The organism is Tomitella biformata AHU 1821 (genome assembly GCF_000524475.1).
GTDB classification, from domain to species: Bacteria; Actinomycetota; Actinomycetes; order Mycobacteriales; family Mycobacteriaceae; genus Tomitella; species Tomitella biformata.
Genome location: NZ_BAVQ01000009.1, coordinates 21,465 through 34,590, shown reverse-complemented (window position 1 = coordinate 34,590; position 13,126 = coordinate 21,465). Strand labels below are relative to the sequence as shown.

Annotated in this window: 15 protein-coding genes; 4 read left to right on the top strand and 11 right to left on the bottom strand. The window is 66.5% G+C overall.

Going from position 1 to position 13,126, the window contains the following annotated elements; translation table 11 throughout:
* The first annotated feature begins 66 nt into the window (after positions 1-66).
* Positions 67-858: an SDR family NAD(P)-dependent oxidoreductase gene (locus TBIF_RS05910; RefSeq protein ID WP_038170019.1), complete on the top strand. Its 792-nt coding sequence runs from the start codon at positions 67-69 to the stop codon at positions 856-858.
* A gap of 88 nt (positions 859-946) precedes the next feature.
* Positions 947-1,996 carry a lipoate-protein ligase LplAB gene (lplAB, locus tag TBIF_RS05905; RefSeq protein ID WP_024793928.1) on the top strand — a complete coding sequence of 350 codons (1,050 nt, stop codon included), beginning with the start codon at positions 947-949 and terminating at the stop codon, positions 1,994-1,996.
* A gap of 4 nt (positions 1,997-2,000) precedes the next feature.
* Here lplAB and TBIF_RS05900 read toward each other — a convergent pair whose 3' ends face one another.
* From TBIF_RS05900 to TBIF_RS05850, 11 genes are all read right to left on the bottom strand, one after another.
* Entirely contained in the window at positions 2,001-3,011 is a 1,011-nt protein-coding gene (locus TBIF_RS05900; protein ID WP_024793927.1) for an MBL fold metallo-hydrolase, read from the bottom strand.
* Positions 3,008-3,343, bottom strand: a complete 336-nt coding sequence (locus TBIF_RS05895; protein WP_024793926.1) for an EthD family reductase — start codon at positions 3,341-3,343, stop codon at positions 3,008-3,010. The genes TBIF_RS05900 and TBIF_RS05895 overlap by 4 nt, the downstream gene beginning before the upstream one ends.
* A gap of 20 nt (positions 3,344-3,363) precedes the next feature.
* Positions 3,364-4,833: a class I adenylate-forming enzyme family protein gene (locus TBIF_RS22950; RefSeq protein ID WP_038170016.1), complete on the bottom strand. Its 1,470-nt coding sequence runs from the start codon at positions 4,831-4,833 to the stop codon at positions 3,364-3,366.
* Between the two features lie 109 nt (positions 4,834-4,942).
* A complete protein-coding gene (locus TBIF_RS05885; RefSeq protein ID WP_051461375.1) occupies positions 4,943-5,725 on the bottom strand; it encodes an SDR family NAD(P)-dependent oxidoreductase in 783 nt (260 codons plus the stop codon).
* Between the two features lie 14 nt (positions 5,726-5,739).
* Complete coding sequence (locus TBIF_RS05880; RefSeq protein ID WP_024793924.1) at positions 5,740-6,492, bottom strand: SDR family NAD(P)-dependent oxidoreductase; 753 nt, start codon at positions 6,490-6,492, stop codon at positions 5,740-5,742.
* A complete protein-coding gene (locus TBIF_RS05875) occupies positions 6,489-7,691 on the bottom strand; it encodes an acyl-CoA dehydrogenase family protein (RefSeq protein WP_024793923.1) in 1,203 nt (400 codons plus the stop codon). The genes TBIF_RS05880 and TBIF_RS05875 overlap by 4 nt, the downstream gene beginning before the upstream one ends.
* A 32-nt stretch (positions 7,692-7,723) precedes the next feature.
* A complete protein-coding gene (locus TBIF_RS05870; RefSeq protein WP_024793922.1) occupies positions 7,724-8,686 on the bottom strand; it encodes a phosphotransferase family protein in 963 nt (320 codons plus the stop codon).
* Positions 8,683-9,891 (bottom strand): acyl-CoA dehydrogenase family protein, encoded by a 1,209-nt coding sequence (locus TBIF_RS05865; RefSeq protein WP_024793921.1) that lies wholly within the window; start codon positions 9,889-9,891, stop codon positions 8,683-8,685. The genes TBIF_RS05870 and TBIF_RS05865 overlap by 4 nt, the downstream gene beginning before the upstream one ends.
* Before the next feature lie 24 nt (positions 9,892-9,915).
* Complete coding sequence (locus TBIF_RS05860; RefSeq protein WP_024793920.1) at positions 9,916-11,067, bottom strand: thiolase family protein; 1,152 nt, start codon at positions 11,065-11,067, stop codon at positions 9,916-9,918.
* Complete coding sequence (locus TBIF_RS05855) at positions 11,064-11,435, bottom strand: Zn-ribbon domain-containing OB-fold protein (RefSeq protein WP_024793919.1); 372 nt, start codon at positions 11,433-11,435, stop codon at positions 11,064-11,066. The genes TBIF_RS05860 and TBIF_RS05855 overlap by 4 nt, the downstream gene beginning before the upstream one ends.
* Positions 11,436-11,471: 36 nt before the next feature.
* A complete protein-coding gene (locus tag TBIF_RS05850) occupies positions 11,472-12,260 on the bottom strand; it encodes an enoyl-CoA hydratase/isomerase family protein (protein ID WP_024793918.1) in 789 nt (262 codons plus the stop codon).
* A 106-nt stretch (positions 12,261-12,366) separates the two neighbouring features.
* Between TBIF_RS05850 and TBIF_RS05845 the strand changes: the two genes are divergently transcribed.
* On the top strand, positions 12,367-12,732 hold the full coding sequence (locus tag TBIF_RS05845; RefSeq protein WP_024793917.1) for a nuclear transport factor 2 family protein: 366 nt from the start codon (positions 12,367-12,369) through the stop codon (positions 12,730-12,732).
* Positions 12,729-13,103 (top strand): hypothetical protein, encoded by a 375-nt coding sequence (locus tag TBIF_RS05840; RefSeq protein WP_024793916.1) that lies wholly within the window; start codon positions 12,729-12,731, stop codon positions 13,101-13,103. Before TBIF_RS05845 ends, TBIF_RS05840 begins: the two co-directional genes overlap by 4 nt.
* Positions 13,104-13,126 lie beyond the last annotated feature (23 nt).

Genomic DNA, 13,126 nt, shown 5'->3' with positions numbered 1-13,126 from the left:
GGTGACGAGGAATTCCGGAGGGCCCCGCCGCGCGAGGCCACGGTTGTCGATGATGGGAGTGACGAGATGTCTGAACGGTTGGCTGGCAGGTCTGCGGTGATCACCGGGGGCGGTCTGGGGATCGGCCGGGGCATCGCGGAGGCGTATGTCCAGGCCGGTGCGAATGTGCTGATCGCCGAGCTCAACGAGGAGGCCGGTGCCAAGGCCGCGACCGAGCTCCGTGAGCAGTACGGGGCGAACGTCGAGTTCGTTCGCACCGATGTCGCCGACAGGCAGCAGGTCCAGGACATGATCGCCACTGCCGTCGAGCACTTCGGCCGCCTCGACGTGCTGGTCAACAACGCCTGGGGCGGAATCCCTTATGCGCGGCTGGAGAAGACGCCGGAGGGGTCGGTTCGGGCCGGGTTCGAGGTGGGGGCGATGGCGGCGTTCTGGGGGATGCAGGCCGCGTTTCCCGAGTTGAGCAAGCACGGCACGGGGCGGGTGATCAACATTGCCTCGCTCAACGGCGTCAACGCCCACATGTACTCGGTGGCATACAACATGGCGAAGGAGGCACTGCGCACGCTCACCCGCACTGCCGCGCGCGAATGGGCTGAGCACCAGATCTGCTGCAACATCATCTGCCCCGGGGCGAAGAGCGACGCCTACAACCGGATGGCGGCGGCAAGCCCGGAGAACGCCGCGCGGATGGACGCCGCGAATCCCATGGGCCGCCTTGGCGATCCGCTGGACGACATCGGCCCCGTCGCAGTGTTCCTCGGCGGCGACGATTGCCGGTACTTGACGGGCAACACCCTCTTTGTCGATGGCGGTAGCCACATCAACGGCGTGCAGTGGGCGCCGAACGTGGACTAGGGGCCGGGCCCGACGCCAGAACCGCCGGGGAGCCGGTCGTCGAGACGTCTTCTCCACGATTCGGCAACAGCCTCGATAGGGTAAGAAGATGCGCGGAGAATACAAAGTCTTGGGCGGCAAGCTGGTCGCGGTCGAGGTCGATGTGGTGGACGGGCTCCTTGCCAACGTCGCGGTCTCGGGAGACTTCTTCCTTGAGCCTGACGAGGCGCTGGCCGAGATCAACGCGGCGCTGACCGGCATGCCCGCCGACGCGAATGTCGAGCAGCTTGCGACGGCGATCACGACCCGGCTGGACGAGTCGGTGTCGATGATTGGCTTCACCCCCGAGTCGGTGGGCATCGCGGTCCGGCGGGCGCTGGGGCACGCGACGAGCTGGGCGGACCACACCTTCGACGTCATCGGGCCGGTGGTGCTGGACCCCGCGATGCACGTCGCGCTGGACGAGGTGATCGCCCGCGAGGTCGCGACCGGGCAGCGCCCGCCCACCCTGCGGTTCTGGGACTGGGACTCGCCGCTGGTGGTGATCGGCTCGTTTCAGTCGGTGCGCAACGAGGTCGATGAGGAGCAGGCGGCAGCGCATGGCATCGGCGTGGTGCGGCGGATCTCCGGCGGCGGCGCGATGTTCATGGAGCCCGGCAACTGCGTAACGTATTCCCTCGTCGTGCCGGGGTCGCTGGTGGAGGGTTTGAGTTTCGAGCGGTCCTACGCGTTCCTCGACGAGTGGGTGATGGGCGCGCTCGCGGAGGTGGGGATCAACGCCCGGTATGTGCCGCTCAACGACATCGCCTCGGATAAGGGCAAGATCGCCGGGGCCGCGCAGAAGCGGTTCGCGAACGGCGCGGTGCTGCACCACGTGACGATGGCCTATGACATCGACGCGGCGAAGATGACGCAGGTGCTGCGCATCGGCCGGGAGAAGATGTCCGACAAGGGGACCAAGAGCGCGGCCAAGCGGGTGGACCCGCTGCGCTCGCAGACCGGGATGACGCGCGCGGCGATCCTCACGTCCTTCGCGGAGCACTTCCGCGCGCAGTACGACACCCGCGACAGCGACTACACGCCAGGCGAGTTGGCCGAGGCGCGGGAGCTGGTGGCGACGAAGTTCAGCCGCGCGGAGTGGACCCACCGCGTGCCGTGATGCCTCAGCTGTAAACGCTGACCTCGTCCGCGTGACCGAGTGAGAGCTCGCCCCGCACCACGAGGAGATTGAGATGCGCCATCGTCTCGCACACCGCGAACATCTGGTTCAGCGTGTCGAGGCTGGCGAACGAGCGATTGCGGCCAGTCCAGGTCAGGGTCGACGCCACCGCATGCCCGTTCTGGGGTCCGCACTGATCCAGGATCTCTAGAATCTGGTCGAGCCGGACATCGTGATGTCTGAGCAGATCGCGCGCCCGTGATCCGACCTTGCCGCCGACGGCGCCGTGGGCGGGGGCGACGGTGTGAGTGTCGTCGTCCGCCATCATGGTTAAAGAGTCGAGGAACCGCCCCAGCGGCAGATCAGGTTTACCCAGCTCAAACCCGATCGAGGGGGTGATCCTCGGCAGGATGTGGTCCCCGGTAAAGGACAGGGAGTTGTCGTGGTCGTGGAAGACGATGTGTCCCTTGGTATGTCCGGGTGTGTGGACGGCCTCGATATTGCGGCCGGCCAGCGGCAGCATGCCGGGGGAGAGCCAGCCGTCGGGCGTCTCCCAATCTGCCAGGTCGAACGGCTCGTCCACGGTGAGCGCGTAGGCGTCCGCGGCGAGCTGGGGGGCGCCAGCCCGCCGAAGCTCGCCAAGGGACGTCTCGGGCACGTTGCTGTTGACGAGGGCGATCTCATCCAGGCCGGCGGCCTCCTTCGACCCGAGATGGACGCGTGCCCCATGACGCCGGCGCAACTCGACGGCGAAGGTGTAGTGGTCGCGGTGAATATGCGTGACGTAGACGTCGTGGACCTCGTCCGGACTCCGTCCGATCTCGGCCAATGCGGTCGAGAATTCGAGGTAGGTGTCGGGGCGATGCCATCCGCCGTCGATCAGGGCGAGACCCGAATCGGTCTCGAGCACATAGACATTCACCGCGCGGAGACCGTCCTGGGGCAGCGTCAGCGGAATCCGGTAGACGCCGTCGGCGACCGGGTGGCAGCCGGGCTCCACCCACTCAAGGGTCATGATCCGGAGTCGGTCAACGGCACCATCGTCTGCTCGTTGCCGTACCAGATCATCCGGCGGCCGCGCATGTCCCCAACGTGCGCGATGGCAGCCTTCCACTCGTCGCTGGCCAGCGCGGCATCCAAGGCCTCGCGGGATTCGAAGCTCAGGATCGAGAGCCCATCCCACCCCGCGGACTTCTCATCGATCCCCTCCACAATCTCGGTGTGCTGCCAGCGCAGCAGCCCCGGCAGCGGGTAAGTCACCTCGGCGTGCTCGCCGCGCCACCACTCGATGTACTGCTCGTGGGTCCAGTCGCTGGGCCTGGAGGCTAGAACCATCAGATTGAACATAATTTCCTCTCGGTTTGTGTTCAGGCTTGGCCGGCGAGTTCGCGGGCCAGTTGGACGGCGTCGGGCCGGGAGAGCTTCCCGACGCGGTTTTGGGGCAGGTCATCGACCGTGAACAGATACTCCGGCCATTTGAATTTGGGGAATCCAGCATGGTCGAGCCGTTCGGTCACCGATTGCAAAGTCATCTCCGCACCGCCGGTGACGATCAGCGCCGCGGCCCGTTCGCCGAGGAGATCGTCTGGCACAGGCACGACGCACACCTGCACGATGCCGGGTATGTGGGCGATGGCGCTCTCGACCTCGTTGATGTCGATGTTTCGGCCGCCGCGAATGATGATCTGCTTCTGCCTGCCCATCACCTGGATGAAGCCGTCTTCCCCGATTTCCACCAAGTCTCCGGTGGGCAGGAAGCCGTCGGCTGTGAGCTCGGGCAACTGGGGGACGCCGTCGCGGGCGTATCCCAGGAACATCGATGGTCCGCGGACCTGTGCATCGCCGATCTGCCCGGGGGGCAGGGAGGTACCGGCGCTGTCGACGGCCCGCACGATGGTCCCGGGGAAGGGGCGGCCATCACGCCCGAGACGCGTCTCGGGCGGATCGTCGAGGGCCGGGGTGGTGTGCCCGAGGCACTCCGACATGCCGAACACGCGCAGGAACACTGTGCCCAGCTTCTCCTCGGCCTCCTGCAGTGCTCGCACATTCATCGGCCCGCCGCCGACTGTCATCGCGCGCAAGCTGGTCAGCGGCTGCTCAGAGCCCTCGGCGACCGACAGCTGCAGCGCCATAGTGGGCACGAGCATGGTCCATGCCACCTGGTGGTCTCGGATCGCGTGGAGCGCAACCGTGGGGGTCCACCTCTCGACGCACACCATGGTGCCACCGAGATATGCGGGCAGATACATTCCGAAGCAGGCGGCCGCCACAGAGGACAGCGGGACGAATGCGCCAATGGCATCCTCTGGCCTCAGCCCGACGACATCAATGGTCGATTGCGCCGCGTATCGGAGCGCTTCCTCGGTCTGCACCACGCATTTTGGCCTGCCGGTGCTGCCGGAGGTCATGGCGATCACGGCTCCGTCCCGCCACCGATCGATCGAGCCGAACTGGCTGGCGGCCAGGATGTCTCGACCGGCGCAGCCGGGCAGCAGGTGGGGGAAATCCTCCGCGTCGACGCCCCATCGCTCGGCGATGGACTGGTCGGCGATCACGACGTCGGGCTCGATGTCGGCGAGAGCGAGCGCGAACTCTCCGGCCGTGGCATGGGGGCTCAGTACCGCGACGACACCGCCGCGGAGCCCGACGGCGATCGCGGAGGCGAGGGTGCGCCAGCTGTTGTCGGCGGCGACGATGGCGGTCGGCGCGGAGGAGGTATGCCAGGCGAGTGCGCCAGCCATCGCCTCCGCCGCGGCCATCAGCACGCCCAACGAATGCTCGCCGTACTGGTCGATCACGGCGACGAGGTCGGGAGACACGCGCGCACGGGCGCGCATCTCGGATGCCAGAATTCTCACACGAAATCACCTCTGAACTGATGCTGTGGCGCGCTGCGCCCTCCGCAATCTATCGCGGAGGGGAGCACCGGAGTCGGGGTTGTCCTGCTCATCGCGCCGTCCAACCACCATCGACGACGAGGGTCTGGCCGGTGACGTAACTCGAGGCATCTGAGGCCAGGAAGACGATCGCCCCGTTGACCTCGCCGGGCTGGCCGCCTCGGCCGAGCATGGTGTTCCGGCGAACCCATCCGGCGGACTTCTCGTTGGCGAACAGCCCATCGGTCATGTCGGTGTCGAACCAACCGGGCACGACCGCGTTCACCCGGATCCCACGCCGGCCCCATTGCCCAGCGAGCTCTCGGGTCATGCCAAGCGTGCCCGCCTTGGACGCGGCATAAGAGGCCCCGCCAATAGGGGCGGTCGACACGAGGCCGATCACCGAGGAGATGTTGATGATGGAGGTGCTCGCGCCCTCGTCAAGACGACGGGTCAGTGCGGTGGAAAGGTGGAATCCGGCCGCCAAATTCAGATCGAGGAGGGACGAGAATCCCTCCGCAGTCTCCTGCTCGGCGTCCGGGGGCCCCGGCATCCCCGCGTTGTTGATGAGGATGTCGACGGTGCCCGTCACCTTGAAAGCCCGCTCGATGAGCGCTTGGCGGTCGGTATCGGAGGTGACATCGCACTGCACAGGGATGATCGTCGGATTGTCTGCGGCGAGTTGCTCGAGCCGGTCGAGCCGCCGGGCCGCGGCCACCACGGTCGCGCCAGCCGCGGCGAGCGTGGTGGCGAAACCCAGCCCGAGCCCCGATGACGCCCCAGTGACTACCGCGGTCTTGCCGTGGAGGCCGAACATTCCTGACAATAGTTCTGCTGTGGTTGATTCGGTCATATTTGTCATCTCCGTCAGTAGACCGCGGTCCGGCCGCCATCCACCGGGATCAACGCCCCGGTGGTGTAACCGGCGTTGTCGCCCGCGAGGTGCGTCACCATGCCCGCGATCTCCCGCGGATCCCCGAGGCGGCCAGCCGGCAGCCCGTCCGTGACCAGGCCGATGAACTCCTCGTCCCAGTTCTCGGCCATATCGGTGGCGAAGCTCCCTGGCAGGACGCAGTTGACCCGCACTGTCGGAGCGTATTCCTGGGCGAAGGCCTGCGTTAACGCGTTGAGCCCGCTCTTGGCGGCCGCGTACATGGCCTCGGCGGGGCTCGGTCGGAGCGCACCGATGCTCGAGATATTGATGATGGAGCCGCCGCCGGCCGCGCGCATGCGGTCCCCGACCACTGCCATGAGGCGGAAAGGGCCCTTCACGTTGACCTCGATAGTCTTGTCCCACAAGGCTTCCGAGACCGACATCAGGTTGTCTGCCAGCGGCGCGATCCCGGCGTTGTTGACCAGGATGTCGAGCCGGCCGTGGCGCTCGATGATGCCGTCGACGGCGGGCTCGAGCTCGTCCCAGCGGCCAACGTGCAGGGCCAGCGGGTACGCCTCGCCGGGGCCCCCGTCGAGGGCGGCGACGACCTCATCGCAGGCCTCGATCTTGCGGCTGGACACGATGACGGTGGCGCCGGCCTCTTTGAGCCCGCGGGCGATAGCCAGCCCCAGGCCGCGGCTGGCTCCGGTCACCAGCGCTACTTTTCCGGTCAAGTCTGTGCTCATGAGTATTTCTTGATCTCCAGTCGGGCGATGGTGCGCAGATGGACCTCATTGGGCCCGTCGGCGATCTGCAGTGCTCGCGTGATGGCGTGCAGCCGAGCGAGGATGGTGTCGTTGCTGACTCCGGCGGCGCCGAAGGTCTGCACGGCGCGGTTGACCACCTCGTGGGCGATGTCCATGGCCGAGACCTTGATCGCCGCCACCTCCGACCGTGCGGAGGCATTGCCCTGGGTGTCCATCAGCCACGAGGCGTACAGCACTTGGAGCCGGATCTGATCGATGTCGATGCGGCTACGCGCGATCCACTCGCGGATGACGCCGCGATTGGCCAGCGGCTCGCCGAACGCGACGCGCTCCAGCGATCGTCGGACCATCATCTCCAGGGCCCGCTCCGCGATACCGACAGCGCGCATCGCGTAATGCATCCGGCCCGGCCCCAGTCGTCCCTGCGCAATGGCGAAGCCGTCGCCCTCGGCCCCGAGCATGTTCGTCACCGGCACCCGCACGTCCGTGAACTGGACCTCACCGTGGCCGAGCCGATCCGTGAAGCCGAACATGGGCAGGTCGCGGAGCACCTCGACGCCCGGCGCGTCGGCCGGCACCAAGATCATGGACTGCTGCCGATAGGTGGGGCCGTCCGGATCGGACTTGCCCATGAAGATGATCAGCTTGCAATCGGGGTCGAGGATGCCGGAGGTGTACCACTTGCGGCCGTTGAGGACGTATTCGTCGCCGTCCCGGATGATCGTCGAGGTGATGTTGGTGGCGTCCGAGGACGCCACCGCCGGCTCGGTCATCGCGAAGGCGGAGCGGATGTCGCAGTCGAGCAGCGGCTTGAGCCACTGCTCTTTCTGCGCCTCGGTCCCGTACATGGTCAGGATCTCCATGTTGCCGGTGTCCGGCGCGGAGCAGTTGATCGCCTCGTTGCCGATGATCGAGCGGCCGACGATCTCGGCGAGGGGCGCGTACTCGAGATTGGTGAGGCCGGCACCCAGCCCGTCGTGGGTCATGAACAGGTTCCACAGGCCCTGGTCCCGGGCGATCTGTTGCAGGTTACGCATGATCTGCGGTTGCTCGTGCGGATTGGCGTTGGCGGCGATCTGCTCGTCGTAGACGCGCTCGGCCGGGAACACATGGTCGGCCATGAAGGATTCGAGCTTTTCGGCTAACTCGACGGTCTTGGGAGAGTAGGAGAAATCCATGATGAGCCTCCAGGCGGGGAAAAGTGGGCCGGTTAGTGCGCAGCGGACAGCAGGGCGGTACCGGTTTCGATGAGCCGGTTGATTGTGGCGGGGAGCATCTCTTGAGCGGGGTCGTGATGCCGGCCCTCGCGGTGTCGGCGCAGGTTGTGGCCCATGATGGCGGCCATCTTTAGCCGCCCCAGAGCGTTGAACCACGCCATGTCGGGGAGTCCGTCCGCAGACTCGGTATAGGCGGCGATCAGTTCTGCCGCGCTGGGGAGGCCAGGGACCTCGCGGCCGACACCGGGGAAGTTGGCGCCGTCGGCGAACACGAGGAACCAACCCAACTCGACGCGTGGATCGCCGATGCTCCAAATTTCCCAGTCGATGAGCGCCGCCGGCTCAAGATCAGCCGAGATGATATTGCCCAGTCGGTAGTCTCCGTGCACAAGTGTCGGAGCCATGGGGGCAGGGACTGTGGCTGCGAGGAGCTCGAGAAGCTGCTCGCCGCCCTCGACCAAGGCCGGTGGCACCGCATGTAGGGTCTTTGCCCAGCGCGCGAGCTCGTCCGCGGGCGTCAGCGCCTCGCCCGCATCGGGGAGAGTCCGCCAGTCGACGGCGTGGAGGCGGGGCAGGATCTGCGCCGCTCGAAGCATCCGGGCGGCGGCGAGTTCAGCGCGGACAGCCGGATCATCAAGCACCGGCTCCAGCGATTCCCCGACGATGAGATCCATGGCAAACCACGCTGGTTCGGACCGATCGATCGCGACGACTCCGGGTACCGGCACATCGGTATCAGCGAGTGCGGTGAGGATCGCCGCCTGGCGGAGCATGTCATGTCGGCCGATGGGGCGCTGGCCCTCCGGCACAGCCTTGACCACGAGGTCGCCGCCATCGGTGCCAACCCGGTAGGTCAGTCCGGAATGCCCGCCCGGAAGGACCTCGAACGAGGTGAGCGTCAGGCCCCGGGTCTGCTGGAGGGTGTCCGAAACTCTTTGCTGAAGTCCGGCATTCATGGTCGAGGCTCCCTAGGTAGGCCAAGCACCCGCTCGGCGATGATGTTGTGCTGGATCTCGTCTGTGCCACCGGCGATGCGGTAGCCGGGCGCGCCGAGGACGTGCTGGGACCAGGCGAACCGACCCCACCCGCTGTGGTCGGCGACGAGATCCGAACCCAGGAGGAGCCGGGCCACCTCGCTGGTGCGGGCCATCGTGTCGGTGGCGAGCAGCTTGCCGAGCGAGGCCTCCGGCCCGGGTTCGACGCCGTTGACCATCGCCTGTGCCACGCGCATCCCGGCGATGCGTTGGACCATGATGCGGGTGGCGAGGTCGGCCACCTTGTCGCGCTCGATCTCCGTGAGGTCGCGGCCGAGGTTCTGTGCCAGCGCGATCGCTTGGTCGGCATTGGCCAGGCCGAGATTGGCCCCGTCCAACCGCTCCGCGGCCAGCACGGTTAGCGCGACCGACCAGCCCTGGCCCACGGGGCCCAGCCGGTACTGGTCCTCGAGGCGCACGTCCTCGAGGTAGACCTCGTTGAAGGAGGTGCCGCCGGTCATCTGACGGATTGGCCGCACACTGAGCCCCGGGGCGTCCATCGGGACGAGGAAGACGGTCATGCCTTTGTGTTTGGGCGCGCTGGGATCGGTTCGGCAGACGGCGACACCGAAGTCCGCCACCCGCGCACCTGAGGTCCACACCTTGTGCCCGTTGAGCGTCCACATGCCCGAGTCATCGAGGACGGCCTTGGTGCGCACCGCCGCCAGGTCGGAGCCAGCCTCGGTCTCCGAGAACAGTTGGCAGGCGATGAGGTCAGTCCGCAGCATCGCGCGGACGTAACGTTCACGCTGGTCCGGCGTGCCCCACTGCGCGATGGTCGGCGCCACCAAATTCTGTGTGACAGAGAACATCTCGGTGCGCCTGGGCACGTCGAACTCTTCTTCTGCGCTGCGAAAGGCGAGCTCGTACGACATCGGCAGGTCTTGGCCGCCGTACACCTGGGGCGAGGTCAATGCGCCCCAGCCGGCGTCGAACTTCTGCTGCTCATAGGCCGCGATGGCATCGGTGTGCGCGCGTTCCTCGGCGGCGGTCCAGTTCTCGAACACCGCCACGGAATCCGAACCTTCCCCCCACTTGCTGCTCGAGCGGGGGAGGGCGACGGTGGCGAGCCAAGTCCGGGCCTTCTCCGTGAAGGCAGCCAGATCAGAGGGGGTATGTGTGGTCATCGATTTCTCGTCTCGATCCTTGAGTCAGACCGTCAGGACAGTGCACGCGCTGATGCCCGGTGCCCCGTACACGTGGGTGAACCCAACCTTGGGGGAGTTCGGTACCTGGCGGGCCCCGGCGTCGCCGCGCAACTGCGTCACGACCTCGTGGACTTGCCGCAGGCCGGAGGCCCCGATGGGCTCGCCGTTGGCGATGCAACCGCCGTCGGTGTTGACCGGTAGCCGGCCGCCGATCTCGGTGTCGCCATTGGTGATCCACGATTCCTGCTCGCCGTGCTCACAGAATCCGGCTTCCGCCATATGCATGATCTCGGCACCGCTCTCGGTGTCCTGCAGCTGTGCCACGTTGACCTCGGTGGGGAGGATCCCGGCTTGAGCGAAGGCCGCTCGCGCCGCGTCCGCACTCACGCTGGGCGGCTCTCCGCTGCCCTGGACCGCGGGACTGAAGACCTCGAAGGAGCCGAAGCGTCGGGTCTGATGGCTGATTGCGCGAATCCGCACCGGGCGGGCGCCCAGTCGGCGTGCTGCGCTGGGGGTGGCGACGATGATGGCCGCTCCGCCCTCGCCGGGGGAGCAGAACATGTAACGAGTCAGGGGATCGTTGACCATGTCCGCATCACGGATTTGTTCCAGGGACATGGGGTCCCGGCGCCATGCATTGGGGTTCAGGCTGCCGTTTCGGTAGGCCTTCTCGGCAACCCGGGCCAGCGTGTTGTTGCTGATCCCGTGCTGGCGCATATAGCGCGCGATCTTGGAGCCGAAGAACTGCGTGGTGACCATGAGGCCGGCCTCGCCGTACCCCTCGGGCAAGCCCCAGTCCGCAGGCTGCGGGTCGAAGGCGCCGCGGGGATGTTTGTCGAACCCGACGGCCAGGGCGATCTCGGCGGCACCGGCTCGAACCGCGTTTACCGCGGAGATCAGTGCGCTGCCGCCGGTGGCGCAGCCATTTTTGACGTTGGTGAAGGGGATTCCGGTGAGACCGAGCTCGGCGACCAGGGTGTCCGCCAAACCGGAGCCATCGCTGCCACCGAAGGCGACTTGCACGTCCGGCCACTGGATGCCCGCGTCGGTGAGTGCCGTCTGGATGGCGGTCACCGCCATCTGGCGTCCGGTGATTCCGGGCTGCCGGCCGAACTTAGATAGTCCGGCCCCGATGATTACGACGTCGTCGTTCATCCGTTCACCTCTTCGGTGTGTGGTTTCACGGCGAACCGCGGCACGGGTTCGGTGGCGACCAGGACGGCGTGCGCGCCCGTGAGGTCGGTGAAGTCTTCGCAGTCGAGAATGGCGCTGATGCGGATGCCCTCGGGGAGCTCTACGAATCCGACCGCGAAGGGTGAAAAGCCCTCGGGCGGAGGAACATAAGGCGGCGACTTGGGCGCGAACTGCTGAACTGTGTACGTCCAGACGGTGCCCTCCCGGCTCAGCTCGCGGGGTTGCGCCGTCGGTGTGGCGCAGCGCGCGCAATGCTCGCTCGCTGGGAAGCCGACGGCGCCGCAGGTGCTGCACTCCGAGCCCTGCAGTACGGCTTGTTGGCGCTTCATTATGTTCCTCCGGTCCCGGTTGTCAGTGCTTGCTCGTTAGCGGCCGGTCCACACGGGCTCGCGCTTCTCCAGGAATGCCTGGACGCCTTCGCGGCCGTCCTCGGACTGCAGGGCGTTGCCCACCGCGAGGTGTTCCATGACCATCAGCGACTGGATGTCGGCGTCGAGGCCGCGGTCGATGGTCATCTTGGTCAGCTTCATCATGAACGGGCTCTTGTCGATGAGCGGTGCGATGAAATCATCCACCAGCTCGTCGAGCTTGTCGGCCGGGGCCGAGGCGTTGATGAGGTCCCACTCGGTCGCCTCCTTGCCGGAGAGCAGCTTGCCGGTGAGCATCAGCTCCTTGGTCTTGCGGATGCCGATCATGCGCGGCAGGCGGTAGATCGGGCCGGCGCCGCCGAACAGCGCGCGGCGGATGTGGAAATCGCCGATCTTGGCATCGTCCGCGGCGACGGCGAAGTCGCAGGAGATCATCAGCTCGAAGCCGCCCGCGGTGACGTAGTCCTCGAGGACCGCGACCGACGGCGTGTTCATCGAGTACAGGCGGTCGCAGACCTTGGCGGAGAGCACGGCGACGTCCATCGCGTTGGTGCTGCCGACGTAGTCCTTGAGCAGGATGTCGAGGTCGAAGCCGGAGCAGAACATGTTGCCGCGGCCGCGCAGCACCAGAACTCGCAGCTCAGGGTCGTTGTCGACCTCGACGATGATCTCGTCCAGTCGGTGCAACAGCTCCGGGGTGACCGCGTTCTTCTTGTGGGGGCGGTTGAGCCAAACGCGAGCGATGGGACCGTCTTTTTCGAGGATGATGTGGTCGGTGTCGATCATGGGGGCACCTTTTCGCTAGATGAACTGGATTCGGTTCAAGTTCTATCTTGCGGTGTGATGGATGTCAAGACTCGACAGCGGGGAAGTCCTGAACTAAATTCACTTTATGGCAAAAATGGAGAAGTACTACGCGACGCTCGACAGCGGGCGGCTGGAGGAGGCGACAGCTCTCCTCGCCGAAGACGTGGAGTTCGCGATGATCCTCCCGACCGGCGAAAATCGGGGTAGGGGGAGGTCAGAGATGCTCAGCTACCTGCGCGGCCGGCCCCCGGTGGACCGTCAGCATGTGGTCCTGCGCGCCGCCGCCGACGGGGACCTGGAGTTCGCGCAGGGTGAGGTGACGGAGAACGGCGAGCGCACCACGGGCTACTTCACCGGCGTCATGCATATCGGCGCGGACGGCCTGATCGACCGCTACCAGGTCGCATTCAGCGCCGAGTTCTCGGTTCTACCGGCAGGAGAGGTTCGATGACCAACGCAATGACGACTCCGGTGCTCGCCCAGTGGTTCGCCCACATGGACTCCGACGCGCCCGATCACGTCCTGGACATGATCACCAGTGATTTCGTGATGTCGGTCCAGTTCTCGAAGGGGGATGGACAGTCTGCGGAATTTGTCGGCGACCGCGATGGGCTGATCGGCTACCTCGCGCAACGGGAGAAGAGCACCCTGATCCACCACGTCGACGTCGGTGTGGCGGCATCCGGCCATGAGTTGGTGCTTGGGCGGACCACCCGGGCGGGGGAGTTCGAAGCGTCCTTCACCGCGACGGCGCAAATTGACAGTGCCGGGCAGGTGCGGAGGTTGCTGATCGCCCGAACGCCCGAGGTCGACTTCGCCTGATGGTCGGCCGGGCGCCGAGGGGA